Origin of the sequence: Rhodovulum imhoffii (genome assembly GCF_003046545.1) — a bacterium.
In the GTDB taxonomy this organism is placed as follows: Bacteria; Pseudomonadota; Alphaproteobacteria; order Rhodobacterales; family Rhodobacteraceae; genus Rhodovulum; species Rhodovulum imhoffii.
Genome location: NZ_QAAA01000010.1, coordinates 69006 through 92137, shown reverse-complemented (window position 1 = coordinate 92137; position 23132 = coordinate 69006). Strand labels below are relative to the sequence as shown.

21 protein-coding genes and 1 pseudogene are annotated in these 23132 nt (G+C 64.6%); 18 read left to right on the top strand and 4 right to left on the bottom strand.

Features of this window, described 5'->3' with window-relative positions:
* The first annotated feature begins 1 nt into the window (after position 1).
* From C8N32_RS09680 to cobF, 5 genes are read left to right on the top strand one after another with little or no spacing between them, the layout of a single operon-like run.
* On the top strand, positions 2–364 hold the full coding sequence (locus tag C8N32_RS09680) for a cobalamin biosynthesis protein (RefSeq protein WP_342352790.1): 363 nt from the start codon (positions 2–4) through the stop codon (positions 362–364).
* A complete protein-coding gene (gene cobM, locus C8N32_RS09675; RefSeq protein ID WP_107892785.1) occupies positions 361–1131 on the top strand; it encodes a precorrin-4 C(11)-methyltransferase in 771 nt (256 codons plus the stop codon). The genes C8N32_RS09680 and cobM overlap by 4 nt, the downstream gene beginning before the upstream one ends.
* Positions 1124–2434, top strand: coding sequence for a cobyrinic acid a,c-diamide synthase CobB (locus tag C8N32_RS09670; RefSeq protein WP_107892784.1), 1311 nt, complete (start codon positions 1124–1126; stop codon positions 2432–2434). Before cobM ends, C8N32_RS09670 begins: the two co-directional genes overlap by 8 nt.
* Positions 2431–3162, top strand: coding sequence for a uroporphyrinogen-III C-methyltransferase (gene cobA / locus C8N32_RS09665; RefSeq protein WP_107892783.1), 732 nt, complete (start codon positions 2431–2433; stop codon positions 3160–3162). Before C8N32_RS09670 ends, cobA begins: the two co-directional genes overlap by 4 nt.
* Positions 3155–3901, top strand: coding sequence for a precorrin-6A synthase (deacetylating) (gene cobF, locus C8N32_RS09660; protein ID WP_107892782.1), 747 nt, complete (start codon positions 3155–3157; stop codon positions 3899–3901). Before cobA ends, cobF begins: the two co-directional genes overlap by 8 nt.
* A 100-nt stretch (positions 3902–4001) precedes the next feature.
* On the opposite strand, the gene C8N32_RS15520 is transcribed toward cobF, so the two are convergent.
* Positions 4002–4091 (bottom strand): hypothetical protein, encoded by a 90-nt coding sequence (locus C8N32_RS15520; RefSeq protein WP_338110840.1) that lies wholly within the window; start codon positions 4089–4091, stop codon positions 4002–4004.
* A gap of 243 nt (positions 4092–4334) precedes the next feature.
* Positions 4335–4940, bottom strand: a pseudogene (locus C8N32_RS09650) (IS5 family transposase); the annotation flags it as partial.
* A 237-nt stretch (positions 4941–5177) separates the two neighbouring features.
* Between C8N32_RS09650 and C8N32_RS09645 the strand changes: the two are divergent.
* The 4 genes from C8N32_RS09645 to C8N32_RS09630 all read left to right on the top strand — a co-directional run bounded on the left by C8N32_RS09645 (position 5178) and on the right by C8N32_RS09630 (position 10510).
* Positions 5178–6764 (top strand): peptide ABC transporter substrate-binding protein, encoded by a 1587-nt coding sequence (locus tag C8N32_RS09645; RefSeq protein WP_107892781.1) that lies wholly within the window; start codon positions 5178–5180, stop codon positions 6762–6764.
* A gap of 87 nt (positions 6765–6851) precedes the next feature.
* On the top strand, positions 6852–7769 hold the full coding sequence (oppB, locus tag C8N32_RS09640) for an oligopeptide ABC transporter permease OppB (RefSeq protein ID WP_107892780.1): 918 nt from the start codon (positions 6852–6854) through the stop codon (positions 7767–7769).
* Positions 7762–8883: an ABC transporter permease gene (locus C8N32_RS09635; RefSeq protein ID WP_107892779.1), complete on the top strand. Its 1122-nt coding sequence runs from the start codon at positions 7762–7764 to the stop codon at positions 8881–8883. The genes oppB and C8N32_RS09635 overlap by 8 nt, the downstream gene beginning before the upstream one ends.
* Before the next feature lies 1 nt (position 8884).
* Positions 8885–10510 carry an ABC transporter ATP-binding protein gene (locus C8N32_RS09630; protein WP_107892778.1) on the top strand — a complete coding sequence of 542 codons (1626 nt, stop codon included), beginning with the start codon at positions 8885–8887 and terminating at the stop codon, positions 10508–10510.
* Positions 10511–10512: 2 nt separating this feature from the next.
* On the opposite strand, the gene C8N32_RS09625 is transcribed toward C8N32_RS09630, so the two are convergent.
* On the bottom strand, positions 10513–11271 hold the full coding sequence (locus C8N32_RS09625) for a DeoR/GlpR family DNA-binding transcription regulator (RefSeq protein ID WP_107892777.1): 759 nt from the start codon (positions 11269–11271) through the stop codon (positions 10513–10515).
* Between the two features lie 215 nt (positions 11272–11486).
* Here C8N32_RS09625 and glpD point away from each other — a divergent pair, with 215 nt between their 5' ends.
* From glpD to C8N32_RS09580, 9 genes are read left to right on the top strand one after another with little or no spacing between them, the layout of a single operon-like run.
* Positions 11487–13079, top strand: a complete 1593-nt coding sequence (gene glpD, locus C8N32_RS09620; RefSeq protein WP_107892776.1) for a glycerol-3-phosphate dehydrogenase — start codon at positions 11487–11489, stop codon at positions 13077–13079.
* A 15-nt stretch (positions 13080–13094) separates the two neighbouring features.
* Entirely contained in the window at positions 13095–14183 is a 1089-nt protein-coding gene (locus C8N32_RS09615) for an ABC transporter ATP-binding protein (RefSeq protein ID WP_107892775.1), read from the top strand.
* An 11-nt stretch (positions 14184–14194) separates the two neighbouring features.
* A complete protein-coding gene (locus C8N32_RS09610; protein WP_107892774.1) occupies positions 14195–15271 on the top strand; it encodes an ABC transporter ATP-binding protein in 1077 nt (358 codons plus the stop codon).
* On the top strand, positions 15271–16143 hold the full coding sequence (locus tag C8N32_RS09605) for a carbohydrate ABC transporter permease (protein ID WP_107892773.1): 873 nt from the start codon (positions 15271–15273) through the stop codon (positions 16141–16143). The genes C8N32_RS09610 and C8N32_RS09605 overlap by 1 nt, the downstream gene beginning before the upstream one ends.
* 1 nt (position 16144) lies before the next feature.
* Positions 16145–16984 carry a carbohydrate ABC transporter permease gene (locus C8N32_RS09600; protein ID WP_107892772.1) on the top strand — a complete coding sequence of 280 codons (840 nt, stop codon included), beginning with the start codon at positions 16145–16147 and terminating at the stop codon, positions 16982–16984.
* Between the two features lie 12 nt (positions 16985–16996).
* The gene (locus C8N32_RS09595) at positions 16997–17269 is read left to right on the top strand and encodes a DUF2160 domain-containing protein (RefSeq protein WP_107892771.1); all 273 of its coding nucleotides are present in this window, start codon (positions 16997–16999) and stop codon (positions 17267–17269) included.
* A gap of 40 nt (positions 17270–17309) precedes the next feature.
* Positions 17310–19013, top strand: a complete 1704-nt coding sequence (locus tag C8N32_RS09590) for an ABC transporter substrate-binding protein (RefSeq protein ID WP_107892770.1) — start codon at positions 17310–17312, stop codon at positions 19011–19013.
* A gap of 60 nt (positions 19014–19073) precedes the next feature.
* Positions 19074–20558: a glycerol kinase GlpK gene (glpK, locus tag C8N32_RS09585; protein WP_107892769.1), complete on the top strand. Its 1485-nt coding sequence runs from the start codon at positions 19074–19076 to the stop codon at positions 20556–20558.
* Positions 20555–21721, top strand: coding sequence for an iron-containing alcohol dehydrogenase (locus tag C8N32_RS09580; RefSeq protein WP_107892768.1), 1167 nt, complete (start codon positions 20555–20557; stop codon positions 21719–21721). The genes glpK and C8N32_RS09580 overlap by 4 nt, the downstream gene beginning before the upstream one ends.
* On the opposite strand, the gene C8N32_RS09575 is transcribed toward C8N32_RS09580, so the two are convergent.
* On the bottom strand, positions 21673–23103 hold the full coding sequence (locus C8N32_RS09575) for a PucC family protein (RefSeq protein WP_107892767.1): 1431 nt from the start codon (positions 23101–23103) through the stop codon (positions 21673–21675). The genes C8N32_RS09580 and C8N32_RS09575 overlap by 49 nt on opposite strands.
* Between the last annotated feature and the right edge of the window lie 29 nt (positions 23104–23132).

Here is a 23132-nt window from a genome sequence, read left to right as displayed (position 1 = left end):
GGTGGCGGGATTCGGATTCCGGGCGGCGGCAACCGCGGCCAGTCTGCACGACGCGCTGGAGCAGGCGGGTGGAGTCGCCGGGCTGACGGCGCTGGCCGCGCCCGTGGACAAGGCCTCGGCCCCGTGTTTCATGGCCTTTGCCCGTGCGCTGGCCCTGCCGGTGGTGCGGGTTTCCCAGGGGGCTCTGGCGGCACAATCCACCTGCACGCAGGCCCCGCGTGTACAGCGCGCCCGTGGCACCGGCAGCGTGGCCGAGGCCGCCGCGCTGGCCGGTGCGGGCCCCGGTGCGCGGCTGAAGATGCCAAGACAGATATCGACCGACCGGATGGCCGCCTGTGCCATCGCAACCGGAGACAGGACATGACCGTTCACTTCATCGGCGCCGGTCCGGGCGCTGCCGATCTTTTGACCTTGCGCGGGCGCGACCTGATTGCATCCTGCCCGGTATGTCTTTACGCCGGGTCCCTGGTGCCCGAGGGCATTCTGGCCCATTGCCCGCCCGGAGCGCGTATCGTGAACACCGCGCCGCTTGACCTTGACGCGATCGTCGCAGAATGCCGCGCTGCGCATGATGCGGGGCAGGATATCGCGCGCCTGCATTCGGGGGATGTCTCGGTCTGGTCCGCGATGGGGGAGCAGATCCGCCGCTTGCGGGCGGAAGGCATCCCCGTTTCGGTCACGCCCGGTGTGCCATCCTTTGCTGCCGCCGCCGCTGCACTGGGGGCGGAACTGACGCTGCCGGGGCTGGCGCAGTCGGTTGTCCTGACCCGTACGCCGGGGCGGGCGTCCTCAATGCCGGAGGGGGAGAGCCTGGCCAATTTCGCCGCCACGGGGGCGACGCTGGCGGTTCATTTGTCCATCCACAACCTTGCGCGGGTGGTGGCGGAACTGGCCCCCCATTACGGGGCGGACTGCCCGGTGGCGGTCGTCTATCGTGCAAGCTGGCCCGACCAGAAGATCCTGCGCGCAACCCTTGGCACCGTGTCCGTCCCCGAGGAGATCGAGCGCACCGCGCTGATCCTTGTCGGCCCCGCGCTGGGGCAGCAGGGGTTCGAGGAAAGTTGCCTCTATTCCACCGATTACGACCGGCGCTTCCGCCCCCAACGCGCCGAGGGGGGGCGCAATGGCTGAGCCTGCCGGGCTTGTGATCGCCGCCCCCGGCTCGGGGCAGGGCAAGACGACCGTCGCGCTGGGGCTGATGCGGGCGCTTTGTGATGCGGGTCTTGCGGTGCAGCCCTTCAAGAACGGACCGGATTATATTGATCCGGCCTTTCACAGGCTGGCGGCCGGGCGGGAGTCGTTCAATCTCGATGGCTGGGCGATGGGGGGCGCGATGCTGGACGCCATCGTCGCCTGCGCGCAGGGGGCCGATCTTGCGATCGTCGAGGGTGCGATGGGTCTTTTTGATGGCAGCATGACCGAAGGCGTCAGCGGCACCGGCAGTACCGCCGAGATCGCCCGGCGGTTCGGCTGGCCCGTGGTCCTGGTACTGGATGTGGGCGGGCAGGCCCAATCGGCGGCAGCGACGGCGCTGGGTTTTGCCACCCACCCGCAGGCACCGGCACTGGCCGGGGTGATCCTGAACCGTGTGGCCGGGGCAAAACACGCGGCGATGGTCCGGGCGGAAATGGCGCGGCTGCACCTGAAGGTTCTGGGGGAGGTGCCGCGCGATGCCGGGTTGTCTCTGCCTGAACGGCACCTTGGCCTCGTGCAGGTCCAGGAGCATGCCGAGGCCGCGCGCATCATCGCGGACCTGGGCGCGTTGATGCGCGATCACGTGGATCTGGATACCCTGCGTGCCGCCGCGCGGGTGGGGCGCGTGCCTGTGCCAGGCCCGTTGCCCGCCCCCCCGGCGCAGCGGATCGCGCTGGCCCGGGATGCCGCCTTTTCCTTTACCTACCCCCATCTTCTGAAGGGCTGGCGCGCGGCGGGGGCAGAGATCCTGCCCTTTTCGCCGCTGGCCGATGAGGCCCCGGACCCGCGGGCCGACCTCGTGTGGTTGCCCGGCGGCTACCCGGAATTGCACGCCGGGCGTCTGGCCGCAGCGCAGACATTCCGGACCGGAATGCACCGCCATGCCGAAACCCGGCCTGTGCATGGGGAATGTGGCGGCTATATGGTGCTGGGGACGGGGCTGGTGGATGAAGCCGGCACGCGCCACCGGATGGTCGGTCTCCTGGGTCTTGTCACCAGCTATGCCGCGCGGCGCCTGCACCTTGGCTATCGGCGTGCGCGGGTGCTGAACGCGGTTCCCGGCCACGCCCCCGGCAGTCGTCTTTTGGGGCATGAGTTCCACTATTCCACCATCCTGGATCAGCCCGATGCACCGCTGGCCGAGGTGACCGATGCCGGTGGGCGACCGGTGGCCGAGACCGGTTCTGTCCGGGGGCGGGTCACGGGCAGTTTCTTTCATCTGATTGCGGAGGCCCCATGAGCGGCTTTGTCAGTTTCGTCAGTTCCGGTCCCGGCGACCCGGATCTCTTGACCCTCAAGGCGGTGGACCGCCTGAAATCGGCGGATGCGGTGCTGTTCGATGATCTGTCCTCGGGGCCGATCCTGTCCCATGTGCGCACGGGCGCGGATCTGGTCGGGGTCGGCAAGCGGGCCGGGCGGCCTTCGCCCCGGCAGGACCATGTCAGCCGGCTGCTGGTGGAGTATGCCCGAACGGGGCAGCGTGTGGTCCGGCTGAAATCCGGGGATTCGGGGTTGTTTGGCAGGCTGGAAGAGGAAATCACCGCGCTTGAAGCCGCCGGGATCGGGTATGAGATCGTTCCCGGGGTCACGTCGGCCAGTGCCGCTGCTGCGGCGGCGGGGATCCCGCTGACCCGGCGGCTGACCGCGCGGCGGGTCCAGTTCGTGACCGGGCATGACGTGACCGGCGGCCTGCCGAAGGACATCAACCTGGACGCCCTGGCCGACCCGCACGCGACGACCGTGGTGTATATGGGGCGGCGTACCTTTGCCGCCCTTGCCGAACGGCTGATGGCGCGCGGCCTGCCAGGCGCCACGCCCGCGCTGCTGGCCGAGGCGGTTTCCACCCCGGAGCAGACGCTCCGGCGGGCGACCGTGGCGGAACTGGCGGCGGAACTGGCGGCAACCCCGCCGGGACCGCAGCCGGGGCTGATCCTTTATGGGGCGCTGGCGGAGGCGCGCGATGGTTGATCTGACCCTGGTTGGCATTGGCACCGGCAACCCGGACCATATCACCGGCGAAGGGCGCAAGGCCCTGCGCTCGGCGGATCTGATCCTGATCCCCCGCAAGGGGGCGGCGAAAGCCGATCTGGCCGACCTGCGCCGTCATGTTTGCGCGCAGGTGTTGGGGCAGACCGCCCCGCGCATCGTGGAATTCAACCTGCCTGTGCGCGATGCCGGCGGCGACTACCGGCAGGGGGTGGAGGCCTGGCACGACGCCATCGCCCATGTCTGGGCGGAGACCATCTCCGGGGCGGGCGCTCCGCGAAAGGTGGCGTTGCTGATCTGGGGCGATCCGTCGCTTTATGACAGTTCCCTGCGGATTGCCCGCCGGTTGTCGCCCGTGCCGCGCTTGCGCGTGGTGCCGGGGATCACCGCGATCCAGGCGCTTTGCGCGGCGCATTGCATCCCGCTCAATGCGATTGGCGCGCCGGTGGTCATTACCACCGGGCGCAGGTTGCGCGATGAAGGCTGGCCCGAGGGGGCGGATACGGCGGTCGTCATGCTGGACGGTGACTGTGCGTTTCGGACCCTTCCGCCCGAGGGCATAAAGATCTGGTGGGGCGCTTATCTTGGTATGGCCGAAGAAATTCTGTTTTCCGGTCCGTTGGCGCAAACCGGCCCCCGTATTCTTGAGGCCCGGGCCGCGGCGCGGGCACGCCACGGCTGGATCATGGATATCTACCTGTTGCGCCGTCAGGAAGGCTGACCGTTTTTCCGTATCAGGCTTCGGACGGTGTGGCGCGCGTGGAAGGCGGCGTCATGGCTTATCAGCACCATCGCCTGTGGAAGGATGTGGAGTCTCTCGCTCAGTCTGTCTTCGTTTTCGTGGTCAGCGCGTTGGTCCGTTCGTCGAGGATCAGCACCTCCGGTGCCATCGCCAGAACGGCGGCAAGGATGACCAGCCGGTTTTCCCCGCCGGACAGGTGGTGTGTAACCCGGTTGTACAGGGGGGACGGCGTAAAAGCCCGGCCCCATTTTCGACGATGGCCTGCGCCTCGGCCCCGGATTTGCCGAGGTTGAGGGGGCCGAAGGCGATGCCCTCTGCGACGGCGGGACAGAAGAGCATGTCATCGGGGTTCTGGAATGGCTTTGTTGCACAAATCCGTGTGTGAGCGCAGTTTCCCTTTCCCCGGTCGGACTTATCCGACAGGCTCTGTGACAGGAATGTCAGGGGCAGTGTCGCGATTGAGCACGGCGACGCGGATTTGGATATTTGCGACCTGCCGGTCGAAGTCCCGCGCCATCGAAGATTGGCCCAGCCGTTTCATATAATGCATCTTGCTCTCGACGCGGCTCCGGCGGCGGTATCCGCCCCACCGCTTCCAGATGGATCGCCCGAGATAGCGCGAGGCATTGACCGCATCGTTACGGGCGATGGCGCCGGGGCTGGTAGGTTTCCACGGTTTGGCGTTTTTGCGCGGTGGTATGACAGCATGAGCACCACGGGCGGCAATGGCATCGTGGCATTTGCGCGTGTCGTATGCTCCGTCGGCAGTCACTGACCCAATGTCCTGATCGGACGGGATTTGGTCGAGCAATTCCGGCAGCATCGGCGCGTCGCCGACGTTGCTGGTCGTGTCATCGACGGCCCGGACCTCCAGTGTTTTTTCATCGAACCCTATGTGTATCTTGCGCCAAACCCGGCGTTTGGGGCCGCCATGCTTGCGCGCGTTCCCTTTTGATCCCCGCGGGGAACCGGTCACGGGCGCAGTTGGCAAGGGGCGGGCGGGATTGTGAATTGGCAAAAATCCGGTGGGGGAAATTGCGGGCCTTTCCCCGCAGGGTCTGCGGCAAGTTGTCGCCCGGTTCGATTTCAGGGTCATATGGAGACAATTCAAAAAGTCCGATCAATGGTTATGTAACAAAATTGCGTAGCCGGAAAGTGCCGCGAAGTTACATGCTTGCGCATCGCCAGGACGCTTGCAAAACACTGGGTCGGTGGGGCAGCCTTTCCCATCATCTCATTTTCCAGGGAGAGACCCATGTTCATCCAGTCCACCAAGCGGGCCCTGATGGCAGCGACCATTCTGGCCGGTCTGGCCGGCGCGGCATCCGCCGCCCCCTACATGCGTGGCAATGACGGCAACCCCGAAACGCTGGACCAGCACAAGACCTCGACCGTGGCCGAAGCCCACATCCTGCGGGACCTTTATGAGGGGCTGGTGGTGTATGACACCAAGGCCAATGTCGTGCCCGGCGCGGCCGAAAGCTGGGAGATCAGCGAAGACGGCACGGTTTACACCTTTGTCCTGCGGGCCGACGCGAAATGGTCCAACGGCGATGACCTGACGGCGGAGGATTTCGTCTACTCTCTGCGCCGCATCATGACACCGGCGACCGGGGCGAAATATGCCAACATCCTGTATCCCATCAAGAACGGCGAGGCGGTGAACAAGGACGAGATGCCGCCCGAGGATCTTGGTGTCCGGGCGCTCGACGACAAGACTTTGGAAATCACGCTGGAGGCGTCCACGCCGTTTTTCCTTGAGTTGCTGACCCACCAGACCGGCCTGCCGGTCCACCCCGCCACCGTGGAGGCCGCCGGTGCCGATTTCGTGCAGCCCGGCACGATGGTTTCCAACGGGGCTTACATGCTGGTGTCGAACACGCTCAACGACAAGATCGAGTTGACCAGGAACCCCAACTTCCACGATGCCGCGAACGTGGCCATCGACACGGTCCACTATCTGCCCTTCGAGGAACGCGCGACCTGCGTGCGGGCCTGGGAGGCGGGGGAGGTGCATTCCTGTTCCGACCTGCCGGCCGAAGATATCGCGCGTCTCAAGGAAGCCCACGGCGAGGGGACGCGCATCGTGCCCTACCTGGGCACCTACTACTACGCGCTCAACCATGAGGATGAGTTCCTGTCCGACCCCGACGTGCGGCGCGCGCTGTCGATGGCGATCGACCGGGAGTTCCTGGCCGACGAGATCTGGCAGGGCACCATGCTGCCCGCGGTCAGCTTTGTCCCGCCGGGGATCGGCAACTACGCCGGTTCGCCCGAGGTGGACTATTTCTCCATGTCGATGCTGGACCGTGAGGACATGGCCGCGGAAATCCTTGCCGGCAAGGGCGTGACCCCGCAGACGCCGCATACGCTCGAGATCATGTACAACATCAGTGAAAACCACAAAGCCGTCGCCACCGCGATCGCGGACATGTGGGCCAACCTTGGCGTGAAGGTGGAGTTCAACGTGCGCGATGCCTCGGCCCATTATGCGCATTTGCGCGACCGGGGCGATTTCGACGTCGCCCGCGCGGGCTGGATCGGAGATTACTCGGATCCGCAGAACTTCCTGTTCATGGTCGAATCCGACAATACCGGCTTCAACTACGCGCGTTACGAGAACCCCGACTATGACGCGCTGATGGATCAGGCCGCCAGGGAGACGGATCTCGACAAGCGGGCCGGCCTGCTGCAACAGGCCGAGGCCATGTTCATGCGGGATCTGCCCTTCCTGCCGCTGGTGTATTACACGTCCAAGTCGCTGGTGTCGCCTAACCTTTCCGGTTGGGAGGACAACATCCAGAATGTGCATGCCACCCGGTACATGAGCCTGTCGGAGTGATCCGGCACCGGGCGGCGTGGTGACCATGCCGCCCTTCTTTTGAACGGGGCGGTGGCGCAAGCGCCACCCCCACCTCGTGGAGGCCCGATGTTCAGCTACGCCATAAGACGCTTGCTTGGCGCTGTTCCCACCATCTTCCTGATCGTCACGGCCGCATTCTTCATGATGCGCGTTGCCCCCGGCGGCCCCTTCGACCAGGAGCGTACGCTGGAGGCGACGGTGATGGAGAACCTCAACCGCACCTTCGGTCTGGATAAACCCCTGTGGGAGCAATACGCCATGTATCTTGGCAATCTGCTCCGCGGCGATATGGGGCCGTCCTTCATCTATCGCGACATGCGTGTGCATGAGATCCTGGCCGAGGGCCTGCCGGTCTCGATGCAGCTCGGCGCCACGGCGCTGGTGCTGGCGCTGGTGGTGGGGTCGGCGCTGGGCACGGTCGCGGCGCTGCGGCAGAACTCGCGCACGGATTTCGCGGTGATCGCGGTGGCGACTTTCGGAATCACGGTGCCCAATTTCGTGGTGGCTCCGGTCCTGTCGCTGGTTTTCGCGGTCATGCTGGGCTGGTTGCCCGCCCAGGGCTGGGGCGACTGGAACCAGATGCTTTTGCCGGTGATCGCGCTGGCGCTGCCTCAGGTGGCGATCGTGGCGCGGCTGATCCGGGGCTCGATGATCGAGGCGCTGCGCTCCGACCATGTGCGGACGGCGCGGGCTTACGGGTTGCCGGCCCGGATGGTCGTGGTCAAGCATGCCCTGCGCGCGGCGATCCTGCCTGCGGTCAGTTACATGGGGCCGGCGGCGGCGGCGCTGCTGACAGGGTCCATCGTGGTGGAGCAGGTGTTCAACCTGCCCGGCATCGGGCGCTATTTCGTGAACGGGGCGCTGAACCGCGATTACACGCTGGTGATGGGAACGGTGGTGATCGTGGCCACTTTCGTAGTTGTTTTCAACCTGATCGTCGATCTCCTGTACGCCGTTCTCGACCCGAGGGTCCGCTATGACTGATACCGCATTCACAGACGCCGCGGTCGGGGGGCGCTCGCTCTGGGCGACCGCAATGATGCGCCTGCGCCGCAACCGGGCGGCGATGGCGTCGATCTTCGTTCTGGCATTGCTGGGGGTTCTGGCGATCTTCGGGCCGCCGCTGGCCCCCCATTCCTATTCCCAGGTCTATCCGGAATTCGTCAAGGTCCGGCCCAGCCTGGCGCCCTATCCGCAGGCTGAGCAGGTCATTCCCGCCGCTGAGCGCGCCCTGAGCCGTGCCCGCGTGGAAATGGGGGAAATCGTCGTGGAAAACGGCACGGTCCATATCCCGATCTCTTCCGCGCGTGAAATCGACCCGCGCCTGGCGCGCTACCTGGAGCGGTCCGACATCTTTTCCGGCGCGCAGGTTGCCGAACTGTCGGCGGATGGAAAAACCGCGACCGTTACCGCCGAGGTGCAGCAACTTTACTTCCTGATGGGGACGGATGCGAACGGGCGCGACCTGCTGGCGCGTATCCTCATCAGCCTGCGCATTTCGTTGATGATCGGCGCGCTGGCCACGGCTGTGGCGCTGGTGATCGGGGTCGCCTACGGCGCCACGGCGGGGTTTCTGGGCGGGCGCATCGACAACCTGATGATGCGCTTCGTGGATATCCTTTACTCGCTGCCCTTCGTGTTCTTCGTGATCCTGCTGGTGGTGTTTTTCGGGCGCAACCTGGTTTTGATGTTTTTGGCCGTGGGCGCGGTGGAGTGGCTGGACATGGCCCGGATCGTGCGCGGGCAGACCTTGTCCTTGCGCCGGCGCGAATTCGTGCAGGCTGCCGAAGCCCTGGGCGTTTCGAGCGGCGCGATCATTCGCCGCCACATCGTTCCCAACACGCTGGGAACGGTCATCATCTACATGACGCTGCTGATCCCCAAGGTGATCCTTCTGGAAAGTTTTCTCTCCTTTCTCGGGCTTGGTGTGCAGGAACCGCTGACATCGCTGGGGGTGCTGATTTCGGAAGGGGCGAAGAACATGCGCAACGCGCCTTTCATGCTGTTCTTTCCGGCGGTGACGATGACCATCTTGCTGTTTGCGCTGAACTTCCTGGGCGACGGGCTGCGTGACGCGCTTGATCCGAAGGACCGCTGAGATGACTGACCAGACCAATCAGGACCGTGTATTCGAGGTGGACGACATTCATGTGACCTTCGACACGCCCGATGGGAAGGTGGAGGCCGTGCGCGGTGTCTCGCTCCATGTCGACCGGGGGGAAACCGTTGCCGTGGTGGGGGAAAGCGGCTCTGGCAAAAGCCAGATCATGATGGCCGCGATGGGGCTTCTGGCCTCCAACGGGCGGGCCGTGGGGGCGGTGCGCTATCGGGGCCAGAACATCCTGAACCTGCCTCCCGGCCAGTTGAACAAGCTGCGCGGGGCCAAGATCACCATGATCTTCCAGGAGCCGATGACCTCGCTCGATCCGTTGTACACGATCGAGGATCAGCTCTCGGAGCCGCTGCGCGTGCATGGCGGGCTGACGCGGGCGCAGGCCTCCGCGCGGGTTCTGGAGCTTCTCCGCCTCGTCCGAATCCCCGATCCCGAGAGGCGAATGAAATCCTACCCCTACGAGATGTCCGGGGGGCAGCGCCAGCGGGTGATGATCGCGATGGCGCTGGCCAACGATCCGGATCTGCTGATCGCGGACGAGCCCACCACCGCGCTGGACGTGACCATCCAGGCCGAAATCCTGCGCCTGCTGGCGGAGTTGCAGCGCAAGCTGGGCATGTCGATCCTGTTCATTACCCATGACCTCGGGATCGTCGAGGCCTTCGCCGACCGTGTATACGTGATGCGTCAGGGTCGGCTGGAGGAAGACGGGCCGACCGCCCGCATCTTCCATGCCCCCGCGACCGATTACACGCGCATGCTGCTGGCTGCCGAACCGGAGGGGGAGAAGCCCCCGGTGCCAGACAGCGCGCCGGTGCTGCTGCAAGGGCAGGACGTGGAGATCACCTTCGGCAAGCCCGGCGGTTTTTTAAGTAAATCCAACCTGTTCAAAGCCGTCAAGGGCGTCGATCTGACCCTGCGGGAGAAGCAGACCATCGGGGTGGTGGGGGAGTCCGGCTCGGGTAAATCCACGCTGGGGCGGGGTCTTTTGCAGCTTTTGCCTGCGGCGGGGCGCGTGATCTACCTGGGCCGCGACATCAACGGCCTGACCCGGCAGGCCATGAAACAGCATCGTGACGGGCTGCAAATGGTGTTCCAGGACCCGTACGGATCGCTCTCTCCGCGAATGACGGTCAGCGAAATCGTTACCGAAGGCCTTCTGGTGCATGAGCCCGGCCTCACGCGCAAGGAGCGTGCCGCCCGTGCCGCGCAGGCGCTGGAAGATGTCGGGTTGAGCGGTGCGATGCGCAACCGGTTCCCGCACGAGTTTTCGGGCGGGCAACGTCAGCGCATCGCCATCGCCCGTGCGGTTGTCCTGCGCCCAAGGGTGATCGTGCTGGACGAGCCCACGTCCGCGCTGGACCGTTCGGTGCAGAAGCAGGTCATCGATCTTTTGCGCGGCCTGCAGGAGGAGCACGCGCTTTCCTACATCTTCATAAGTCATGACCTGGCCGTGGTGCGCGCCATGTCGGACTATGTCATGGTGATGAAGGAGGGGAAGATCGTTGAAGAGGGCCCGACCGCGCAGATCTTCGATGCCCCGCAGCAGGAGTATACGCACAGCCTGATGCGTGCGGCCTTCGATCTGAAAAGCCTTCTGGACGCGGGGTGAGATCAGGGGGTTGCCACGTGCAACCCCCAATCCGCGCAACGCCGGGCCACGGTGGCGGGCGGTGGGCGGTCCGTGTAGAAGCCGTCCAGTTCCGACAGGGCGCCGATACGCGCCGGCGCCGTGCGCTGGAACTTTGAACTGTCCGCGACGAGGAAAGCGCGCCGTGACTGACGCAGGATGGTGCGGCTGACATTGACCTCCTGGATGTCGAAATCCAGCATGTCGCCATCTTCGTCGATGGCCGAACATCCGATCACCGCGAGGTCGAACTTGAACTGGCGGATGGTTTCCGCGGTCAGGTTGCCCACCAGCCCCCCGTCCGCGCGGCGCAGCGTACCCCCGGCCACGAGAATTTCGCAATCCGGGTTCGCCACGAGGATATTTGCCACGTTCATGTTGTTCGTGACCACCAGCATGTTGCGGTGATGCAGGAGCTCACGCGCCACGGCCTCGGTGCTGGTGCCGATGTTGAGAAAAAGCGAGGTGTTCTCCGGGATGTCGCGGGCGCAGCGGCGTGCGATGTCGGCCTTGGCCTCGGCGTTGAGGCCGCGACGTTCTTCATAGCCGATATTGGCCACCCCCGAAGACAGGATGGCCCCTCCGTGGACACGCTCCAACTGCCCGGTTTCGGCCAGTTCGGCGAGATCGCGGCGGATCGTCTGAACCGTGACGTTGAAGCGCACGGCCAGGTCTTCGACAATGACCTTGCCTTCCTTGCGGGCGATTTCGAGGATCTCGGGCTGGCGGAATGTCTGGGCCATGGGCGTTCCTTTTCCCCGAATTATCTTCGCTTATGTTCGTTTTTTCAACTCCGATCGCCGCATGGTTTGCGGTTTCTGCGCCGCAGAATAAAAGGTTTTTGCGTGAGCCTTCCGTCTTAATCGCCCCTAAACGAAAAAATACGAACAAAAAAGTTGACGAAAAGCGCATCGCCTGCTTCTATCGGAGGTGCGACAATCAAGGGGGGGGTGCGCCTATGCCGCAGGCCGAAGCGCCGCAGGCTTACGACCTGTTCGTCATCGGGGGCGGCATCAACGGATGCGGAATTGCCCGGGATGCCGCCGGGCGCGGTTTGCGTGTCGGGCTGGCCGAGCAGGGGGACCTGGCGCAGGCGACCTCCAGCGCCTCCACCAAGCTTTTCCATGGGGGGCTTCGGTATCTTGAGTATTTCGAGATCCGGCTTGTCCGTGAGGCGCTGATCGAGCGGGAGACCCTCTTGAGTGCCATGCCGCATATCAGTTGGCCGATGCGCTTTGTGCTGCCCTATCATGGAAATATGCGTTTCGACAGCGATACCCCGACCTCGCGCCTGATGAGCCTTGCGATGCCGTGGATGAAAGGCCGCCGCCCGGCGTGGCTGTTGCGGGCGGGGCTGGCAATTTACGACTGGCTGGGCGGGCGCGAGATCCTGCCGCCGACCAGGGTTCTGGCCTTGCCCGGAACCGTCGAGGGCGCGCCGCTGAAGCGGGAATTCGGCCGGGCCTTCGAGTATTCCGATTGCTGGGTGGACGATGCGCGTCTTGTGGTGCTCAATGCGCGTGATGCGCAGACGCGCGGGGCCGAGGTTCTCGTGCGCACGCGGGTTGAGAAAGCGCGCCGGGATGGGGCTGTATGGGTCATCGCCTTGCGTGACGGCGATACCGGCGCCCTGCGCGAGGTGCGGGCCCGGATGCTGGTGAATGCCGCCGGACCGTGGGTGGGCGATGTGCTGCATGGCCGGCTGAACCTGCAAACGCGAGAGGGTGTCCGGCTGGTGCGCGGCAGCCATATTGTGGTCAGGAAGCTCTTCGAACATGACAAGGCCTATTTCCTGCAGGGGGAAGATGGGCGGATCGTCTTTGTCATCCCCTATGAGCAGGAGTTTACCCTGATCGGCACCACCGACCGGGACCACCCGGATCCCGGCACGCCCCCCGTCTGCACCGAAGCGGAACAAGAGTACCTGTGCGCCTTCGTCACGCGCTATTTCCGGCGCCCGGTGACGCGGGAAGATATCGTCTGGACGTATTCCGGCGTGCGTCCGCTTTACGATGACGGGGCCAGTTCCGCCACCGCCGCCACGCGGGATTATACCCTGACGGTGGACAGCGCGGGCGCGCCGTTGCTGAACGTGTTCGGAGGGAAAATCACCACGTACCGTCGATTGGCCGAAAGCGCGATGGAGCGAATCGCGCCTTTCTTTCAAGGTGTGGCGGGGGGCTGGACGGCGGGTGTGCCGCTGCCCGGCGGGGATTTTCCGGTTGACGGCGCGTCGGCTCTGGTGGTCCGGCTGCGGCAGGACTACCCCTTCCTGACCGGCGCCTGGGCGCTCAGGCTTGTCCGGGCTTACGGAACGGAAGCCTGGGACGTTCTGGGCAGGGCGCACAAGGCGGGCGATCTTGGCGAAGATTTCGGCGCGACCCTGACCGAGCGGGAGCTGTGCTGGCTGGTTGGCCGGGAATTCGCCCGCAGCGCGGAGGACGTGCTCTGGCGACGAAGCAAGCTGGGGCTGAGATTGGATGCGGCCGCGACCGCGCGGCTGGAGGAATGGATCGACGGCCACCTGCGCAGGCGGGCGGCGGCGGAATAGCCGGGGAGGAAACGCATGACATTGACGCTGGAGGGGGTGTCCAAGACCGTCGGGGGGCAGGCGCATATCCACCCCACGGATCTGACGCTGGAAAACGGGACCATGAACGTGCTGCTTGGGCCGACGCTTTCCGGCAAGACCTCACTTATGCGGCTGATGGCGGGGCTGGACGTGCCCTCTGCCGGGCGCATCCTGTGGAATGGGCAGGACGTTACCGGCCAGCGTGTCCAGGACCGGGGCGTGGCGATGGTTTACCAGCAGTTCATAAATTATCCCGCGATGACGGTTTACGACAATATCGCCTCTCCGCTGCGGTTGATGGGCAAGCCGGCGGCAGAGATCGACGCCGCGGTCCGGGCGACCGCCGGAATGATGAAGTTGACGCCGATGCTGACCCGCAAGCCGCTTGAGCTTTCGGGCGGGCAGCAGCAGCGTTGTGCGCTGGCGCGGGCACTGGTGAAGGGGGCGGGCCTGGTGTTGCTGGATGAACCGCTTGCCAACCTCGACTACAAGCTCCGCGAGGAGTTGCGTGTGGAAATCCCCCGGATCTTCGAGGAGTCGGGCAGCATTTTCGTATACGCCACCACGGAGCCTGAAGAAGCCCTGCTTTTGGGGGGTAACACCGCCACGTTGTGGGAGGGGCGGGTGACGCAGTTCGGCCCGACGCCGCAGGTCTATCGCCGTCCGGTGGATGCGACGACGGCGCGGGTGTTTTCCGACCCGCCGATGAACTTCCTGCAAATCAGCAAGACGGGCCGGCGCCTGATGTTCGGGGATGGGCAGGGTGCCGACGCTGCGGGCAAGCTGGCCGAGTTGCCGGACGGGCGTTACCTGGCCGGGTTTCGTCCCAATCACCTGGAGATTTCCCGCCACAATGGCGAGGCGATGGAGTTCACCGCCCAACTGAGCGTGACGGAGTTGACCGGATCGGAGACGTTCATCCATCTCGACCATCATGGCGAACGCTGGGTGGGGCTGGTGCATGGCGTGCATGACCTGACGCTGGGGCGGGATCTGAAAGTCTACCTGGACCCGGCCCATGTTTACGTGTTCGGGGCGGACGGGCGGCTGGTGGCCCCTGCGGCTTACGCTCTGGCGGCCTGAGGGAGGGACGAATGGCGAAGATCACTCTTGATAACCTGGCCCATTCCTATCTGTCCGACCCGGCGGGGGAGGACGATTACGCGCTGAAGGAGCTCAACCATGTCTGGGCCGACGGTGAGGCCTATGCCCTGCTTGGCGCGTCGGGTTGTGGCAAGACCACGCTGCTGAACATCATATCGGGGCTTTTGCGCCCCAGCCGTGGGCGCATCCTGTTCAACGATGCCGATGTCACGCACGCCCCCACCGCCGCGCGCAATATCGCGCAGGTGTTCCAGTTCCCGGTCGTCTACGACACCATGACCGTGCGTGAAAACCTTGCCTTCCCGCTGAAAAACCGGGGCGCGGCGCCCGATTACATCGCCCGCCGCGTTCAGGGCATCGCCCGGATGATCGGCATGGAGGAAATTCTGGACAAGCGCGCGCGCGGCCTGACGGCCGATGCCAAGCAGAAGATCAGCCTTGGTCGCGGGATGGTGCGCGAGGATGTCAACGCGCTGCTGTTCGACGAACCCCTGACGGTGATCGACCCGCACATGAAGTGGGAACTGCGCACTCAGCTCAAGGCGCTGCATCGCCAGTTCGGTCATACGATGATCTACGTCACCCACGACCAGACCGAGGCCCTGACTTTTGCTGACAAGGTCGTCGTGATGCATGACGGGCGCGTGGTGCAGATCGGCACACCCGAGGAGTTGTTCGAAGCCCCGGCCCACACCTTCGTGGGGTATTTCATCGGTTCACCGGGGATGAACGTGATCCCGGCCAGGGTGGAGGGGGCGCAGGCCTATATCAACGGGGCCTCCATTCCCATGGCGCGGGCCTATGGCGCGCTGGATGGCAAGGTGGAGATCGGCGTGCGCCCGGAATATGCGCGCCTGTCCGCGACAGAAGGGTTGCCTGTGCGGATTCGCCGGGTCGAGGATGTCGGGCGCCACAAGATCGTGCGGGCCGATTTCTTTGGGTATGACATCAACATAATCGCCGAAGAAGGCGAAGAGATCGGCCCCGACATGACCCGCGTCAGCTTCGATCCGGCGCGTGTCAACGTGTATGCCGATGACTGGCGTGTGGAAGGGGAGGCAGCGTGATGGACAAGACGGTCAACCACAAGGCATGGTTCCTGGTGCTTCCGGTTCTGGCGCTGGTGGCGTTCTCGGCGGTGATCCCGCTGATGACGGTGGTGAATTATTCGGTTCAGGATACCTTCGGAAACAACCAGTTCTTCTGGGCCGGGCTGGAGTGGTTCGATGAACTGTTGCACTCCGAACGGATGTGGGATGCGCTGGGCCGGCAGCTTGCGTTTTCCGCGATCATTCTGGCCATAGAGGTGCCGCTGGGCATTTTCGTGGCGCTGCATATGCCCAAACGGGGTGTCTGGGCATCGTTCTGCCTGGTTCTGATGTCCTTGCCGCTGCTGATCCCGTGGAACGTGGTGGGTACGATCTGGCAGATTTTCGGCCGGGTGGATATCGGGCTGCTGGGTCATACGCTGGACAAGCTGGGCATTGCCTACAACTACACACAGGATTCGCTGGCCGCCTGGATCACGGTGATCGTGATGGACGTGTGGCATTGGACTTCGCTGGTCGCCCTTTTGGCCTATGCGGGGCTGCAATCCATCCCTGACGCCTACTACCAGGCCGCGCGCATCGACCAGGCGAGCCGGTGGAAGGTGTTTCGTTATATCGAGCTGCCCAAGATGGCAGGTGTGCTGATGATCGCGATCCTGCTGCGATTCATGGACAGTTTCATGATTTATACCGAACCTTTCGTCGTTACCGGCGGTGGGCCGGGCAACGCCACCACGTTCCTGTCGATCGATCTTGTGAAGATGGCGCTGGGGCAGTTCGACCTTGGTCCGGCGGCGGCGTTCTCGCTGATGTATTTCCTTGTCATCCTGCTGATCAGCTGGGTCTTCTACACGGTGATGACCAACCTCGACAAACGGGAGGGTGTCTGAAATGGCCGATCTGACGATGGAAGCGCCGCGCAGCCGGCTGCGCATCAACAGCAGCGCAGTGGTGATGGGGCTTTACCTTCTTTTCCTGATGATGCCCATCTACTGGCTGGTGAACATGAGCCTGAAGACCAACCAGGAAATCCTGAGCACCTTCTCCCTATGGCCGCGAAACCTGACGCTTCAGAACTACGTCACCATCCTGACGGACCCGAGCTGGTACATGGGGTATGTCAATTCGCTGATCTATGTGGTGATGAACACGGTCATCTCGGTGGCGGTGGCCCTGCCGGCGGCCTATGCGTTTTCGCGCTATCACTTCATGGGGGACAAGCACCTGTTCTTCTGGCTGCTGACCAACCGGATGGCACCGCCCGCCGTGTTCGCACTGCCGTTCTTTCAGCTTTATTCCAGTGTGGGGCTGTTTGATACCCATGTGGCCGTGGCGTTGGCGCATTGCCTTTTCAACGTGCCGCTGGCGGTGTGGATCCTGGAGGGCTTCATGCGCGGCGTGCCCAGGGAGATCGACGAGACGGCCTATATCGACGGCTATTCCTTCGGGCGTTTTTTCGTGAAAATTTTTATGCCGCTGATCGCCAGCGGGATCGGGGTGGCGGCGTTCTTCTGCTTCATGTTTTCATGGGTGGAACTGCTGCTCAGCCGTACCCTGACCAGCGTGGCGGCCAAGCCCATCGCCGCCACGATGACCCGCACGGTTTCCGCCAGCGGGCTGGACTGGGGCGTGCTGGCCGCGGCGGGTGTGCTGACCATCGTGCCCGGTGCGCTGGTTATCTGGTTCGTGCGCAATTACATCGCCAAGGGCTTTGCCCTGGGCCGGGTTTGAGGGAGGACACTCATGGACTGGATGGCCTGGACCCTGCCCACCGCGATCTTTTTCGCCACCATTGCGGCGCTTCTGGTGATCTTCACGATCCTTGCGATCCGCTTTCCCGAAACTCCGCGCAGGGGCATCCTGCGCATAGAGACCACGCGCGGCGACAGGTTGTTCATCACGCTTCTGGGCTCGGCCTTCATCAATCTCGCCTGGTTGGGGGTGGTGGAGGCGTATCAGCCCTACGCACTGATCGTCTGCCTCGTCTACGCTGCGGCGGTGTTTCGCTGGGTCTGACGCCCGGCGGACAAGACCGGTTCATGAAAGGGAGGAACCAATGTTGAACCTGAAATCCACAACGGCCCTTGCGGCACTGGCGCTTATGGCCAGCCCTGCCATGGCTGACATGGAGGCCGCGAAGGCTTTCCTGGACGCCGAAATCGGCGATCTTTCCAGCCTCTCCCGCGCCGAGCAGGAGGCTGAGATGCAGTGGTTCATCGACGCCGCCCAACCCTTCGCGGGGATGGAGATCAAGGTGGTGTCGGAAACCATCACCACCCATGAATACGAATCCAAGGTGCTGGCGCCGGCGTTCACCGCGATTACCGGCATCAAGGTCACCCATGACCTGATCGGCGAAGGCGATGTGGTCGAAAAGTTGCAAACCCAGATGCAGTCGGGCGAAAACATCTATGATGCCTATATCAACGATTCCGACCTGATCGGCACCCACTGGCGCTATCAGCAGGCGCGCAACCTGACCGACTGGATGTCCGGCGAAGGGGCGGACGTCACCAACCCCGGCCTCGACGTCGACGATTTCATCGGGACCGAGTTCACCACCGGACCGGATGGCAAGCTTTACCAGCTTCCCGATCAGCAATTCGCCAACCTTTACTGGTTCCGTTACGACTGGTTCACAGACCCCGACCTGAAGGCCGGGTTCAAGGAAGCTTACGGCTACGACCTTGGTGTGCCGGTCAACTGGTCGGCTTACGAGGATATCGCCGAGTTTTTCACCGGGCGCGAGATCGATGGCCAGGTGGTCTATGGCAACATGGATTACGGCAAGAAGGACCCTTCCCTGGGATGGCGCTTTACTGATGCGTGGATGTCGATGGCCGGCATGGGCGACAAGGGGGAACCCAACGGCCTGCCGGTCGATGAATGGGGCATCCGCGTGAACGAGAACAGCCAGCCGACCGGCTCCTGCGTGGCGCGGGGCGGGGCGACCAACAGCCCGGCTGCCGTTTACGCGATCGAGAAGTATATCAAGTGGCTGACCGAGTTCACGCCCCCCGCCGCCGCGGGCATGACCTTCTCGGAGGCGGGGCCGGTCCCGGCACAGGGCAGCATCGCCCAGCAGATGTTCTGGTACACCGCTTTTACCGCCGATATGGTGAAGGAAGGCCTGCCGGTCATGAATGATGACGGCACGCCCAAATGGCGCATGGCCCCCAGCCCCCACGGAGCCTACTGGGAAGAGGGTATGAAAGTCGGTTACCAGGACGCCGGGTCCTGGACGCTCATGAAATCCACGCCGCTCGACCAGGCGAAGGCGGCCTGGCTCTATGCGCAGTTCGTGGTCTCCAAGACCGTGGATGTGAAGAAGGCCCATACCGGGCTGACCTTCATCCGCGAATCCACCATTCAGCACGACAGCTTTACCGAGCGCGCGCCGAAACTGGGCGGCCTGGTGGAGTTCTACCGTTCGCCCGCGCGGGTGCAGTGGTCGCCGACCGGGACCAATGTGCCCGACTACCCCAAGCTGGCGCAGCTGTGGTGGCAGAATATCGGCGATGCGTCTTCGGGCGCGAAGTCGGCTCAGGAGGCGCTCGACAGCCTGTGCGAACAGCAGGAGCGCGTGCTGGAGCGGCTGGAGCGTGCCGGTATCCAGGGCGACCTCGGGCCCAAGCTCAACGATGAGCAGGACCCGGAAGTCTGGCTCTCTCAGCCCGGTGCGCCCAAGGCGAAGCTGGAGAACGAAAAGCCGACCCCGATCACCGTCGATTACGACGAGCTGATCGCGAGCTGGCAGTAAACTCTCCGGGCCGGGGCGCGGATCCGCGCGCCCCGGCCCCTCTCAATGACGGAGTTTCCCATGCGCCATGTCCTTGCCATCGATCAGGGCACCACCTCCAGCCGGGCGATCGTGTTTGATGAGGGGATGCGGATCAAGGCCATCGCGCAAGAGGAATTTCCCCAGCATTTTCCCGCCAGCGGCTGGGTGGAGCATGACCCGGCGGACCTTTGGTCCACCACGGCCGGCACCTGTCGTGAGGCGATTGAGCGCGCAGGTCTCTCTGCGGCCGATATCGCCGCCATCGGCATCACCAATCAGCGCGAAACCACCCTGGTCTGGGAAAAGTCCACCGGCCGTCCGATGCATAACGCCATCGTCTGGCAGGATCGCCGCACCGCGGAAACCTGCGCTCGCCTGCGCGCCGAAGGGGCCGAGCCCACTGCCGCCGAACGCACCGGACTGCTGCTGGACCCGTACTTCTCCGGTACGAAACTGGCGTGGATTCTCGATACCGTCGAAGGCGCCCGCCCCCGTGCCGAGGCGGGGGAGCTTTTGTTCGGTACGGTCGATACCTACCTCATATGGAAGCTTACAGGGGGCAAGGTCCATGCCACCGACGCCACCAACGCGGCGCGCACGCTTCTTTACGACATCCGCAAGGGCCGCTGGAGCCGGACCATGTGCGACATGCTTGGCGTGCCGATGGCCATGCTGCCCGAGGTCAGGGATTGCGCCGCCGAATTTGGCGTTACGCGGGCCGATCTGTTCGGGCGTGAGATTCCGATCCTTGGGGTGGCCGGAGATCAGCAGGCCGCCACGGTCGGGCAGGCGTGTTTCGCTCCGGGGATGATGAAATCCACGTATGGCACGGGCTGTTTCGCGCTGCTGAATACCGGCAGCACCCCGGTGTTATCGGAAAACCGCCTGCTGACCACCATTGCCTATCAGTTGGACGGTACGCCCACCTACGCGCTGGAGGGTTCGATCTTTATCGCGGGGGCTGTGGTCCAATGGTTGCGCGACGGGCTGAAGATCATTCGGGAGGCAAAGGAAACCCAGCCTTTGGCTGAAACCGCCGATCCGACACAGAACGTGGTGATCGTGCCTGCCTTTACCGGGCTTGGCGCCCCCTATTGGCAACCCGAATGCCGGGGGGCGATTTTCGGGCTGAGCCGCAATTCCGGCCCGGCGGAGTTCGCCCGCGCGGCACTGGAAAGCGTCGGCTTCCAGACCCGCGATTTGCTGGAGGCGATGCGCGCCGACTGGCGGGGCGGCGGGCAGGCGGTGCTGCGGGTGGATGGCGGTATGTCGGCTTCGGATTGGACGATGCAGTTTCTTTCCGACATTCTTGGGGCCCCGGTGGATCGTCCCGAGATGCTGGAAACCACCGCGCTGGGGGCGGCGTGGCTGGCCGGGATGCGCGCCGGGCTCTACCCGGACGCCGAGGGTTTCGCCAGAGGCTGGGCGCTGGAGCGGCGTTTCGAAAGCCGGATGGATGCCGGAACCCGCGATGACCGTTACGCCATCTGGAAGCGCGCTGTTGCCGCGACCATGCAGGCATGACCCCATTCGCGTTTCAAACTGCGGGCCGGGTTCGCTTTGGCCGGGGTGTGGCCTCTCAGGCCGTTCCAGAGGCACGGGCAAGGGGCGACCGGGTTCTGATCGTTCACGGGCGTTCCACCGCCCGCGCCGCGCCGGTTTTGGCGGGTTTGAAGGGGGCGATTTTATTGCCCTGCCCCGCGGAACCCACGCTGGACATGTTGGACGAGGCCCTTCCCGTCGCGCGCGCCGCGGGGGTGGAGGTCGTGCTGGGCATCGGCGGCGGCGCGGTGCTCGATCTGGCCAAGGCGCTGGCGGCGCTTGTGCCGGCACCGGGGCAGGCGATGCGTTACCTCGAGGTCGTGGGGGAAGGGCAGGCCCTGGACGCCGCACCGTTGCCCTTCATTGCCGTGCCCACTACCGCCGGGACTGGCGCGGAGGTCACCAGGAACGCCGTGATCGGTGTGCCCGGTCACCGCCGCAAGGTCAGCCTGCGCGATGACCGGATGCTTGCCGACCTTGCCTTGGTCGATCCGGCGCTGGCCGATGGCACCCCCCGCGCGGTGACGCTTGCGTCCGGGCTGGATGCCGTCACGCAGGTGATTGAGCCCTACCTCTCCTGCCGGGCAAACCCTGTGACCGACGCGCTGTGCGCCGCGATGATTCCACGCGGGTTTGCGGCCCTGCGGCGCCTGATGGAGACCGAAGATGCCGCCGCGCGCGATGACATGGCACTGGTCAGCCTGACGGGCGGGATGGCGCTGACGAATGCCGGATTGGGGGCAGTACACGGGCTCGCCGGGGTTATCGGCGGGGTCACGGGGGCCGCCCATGGAGCGATCTGCGGTGCGCTGCTGCCACATGTCCTGTCCTTGAATGAAACCGTGTGCCGTACGCTTGGACAGGACACCCACCGGTTTGAGCAGATCCGCACCTGGATAGGGGGGGGATATGCCGAAATGGCCGACTGGGCGCACGGGGCGGGCCTTCCCTGCCTGTCGGACCTGGGCGTGACACCGGACAACGTGCCCGAGATCGCCCGCGCCGCATCCATGTCATCGTCGATGAAAGGGAACCCGGCCCCCCTTTCACCACCGCAGTTGGAGACGGTCCTGCGGAGCGCCTTGGGGGGCCAGGGTCACTCCGCCGGAGGTCTGCCTGCCTGCGGGGGGCGGACATCCGCGTAGATGTGCTTGGACAGCAGCGGCACCACCACGATCAGTGCCAGTGCAAGCATCAGGAATTCCAGCGAGAACACAACGAAATAAGGCGTTGCCGCGCCGAACGTATCCCCGGCGGGCAGAGTCATGACGACGTCGCGCAGAATGCCGCCCAGTGCGATGGCTATCCCTGCACCGGTCGCCTGCACCGCGCCCCACGCCCCCAGCGCCAGGCCGACCCGCTCCTTCGGGGCGGAACGCATCGTCGCCGTCAGCGTCCCGTGGCCAAAAAGCCCGGCGCCAAATCCGGCCGCAAGCGTCCCCAGAACGAAGATTTCCGGGGATTGCAACGTTGCGGAAAATGTGATTGCCGCGAAACCCGGCAGGCCCGCCGCGGCGCCCCAGGCCGCCATCGCCACCGGGTCCGCCCCCCTGCTGAGCACCCGGGAGGCCAGCGCAAAACCCACCAGGCTGCCCCCGGCAAGCGTCGCGGTCAGCTTGGTCGTGGCCGCCACCGAAAGGCCCAGGACCTGTCCGCCATAGGGTTCGAGAAGGACGTCGGCCATGCCAAAGCCCATCGTGCCCAGCCCGATTACCCATAAAAGGCGCATCGCATTCGGTCCGCTGGCGAAATGGCGCCAGGCTTCGGTAAAGCTGGGGTCATTGTCGCGGGCCTGTTGGGCCAGTGCGCGGGCGCGGTTGCGCGGCTCCTGTTTCCAGACCGCGATGACGTTGAGCACCAGGGTCACAAGCGCCGCCCCCTGTATCACCTTGATCAGCTTGGCGTGATAAAAATTCTCAAGCAGGATGCCGAACACCATTGCGCTGATGATCATGCCGACCAGCATCATTACGTACATCAGGCCGACGACATTGGGTTGCTGGTCGCGTGGGGCCAGGTCGGTCGCCAGCGCAAGGCCAACGGTCTGTACCGTGTGCACGCCCGCGCCCACCAGCAGAAAGGCCAGCGCCGCGCTGGCCTGCCCCAGCCAGACCGGGGCTCCCTCGGCTGAGCCCTGCCCGGAGAGCACGATCAAGGCAAAAGGCATGATCGCAAAGCCGCCCCATTGCAGCAGCGTGCCCTTCCAGATGTAGGGTACCCGCCGCCACCCCAGGGCGGATTTGTGCGTGTCGGACTTGTATCCGATCATCGCCCGAAACGGTGCAAAGACCAGCGGCAGGGAGATCATGATCCCCACGAGTGAAGCCGGCACGCCCAGTTCGACGATCATGACCCGGTTCAGCGTCCCGACGAGGAGCACCAGTGCCATCCCGACCGAGACCTGGAACAGCGAAAGCCGCAACAGACGCGACAGGGGCAGGTCGTCGCTGGCGGCTTCGGCAAAGGGCAGGAAGCGCGGCGCGACCGTTGCCAGACGCTGGACGGCCATCTTGCTGAATCGGTTCATGGGGTTCGGGCTCCGAATGGCAGGACCCG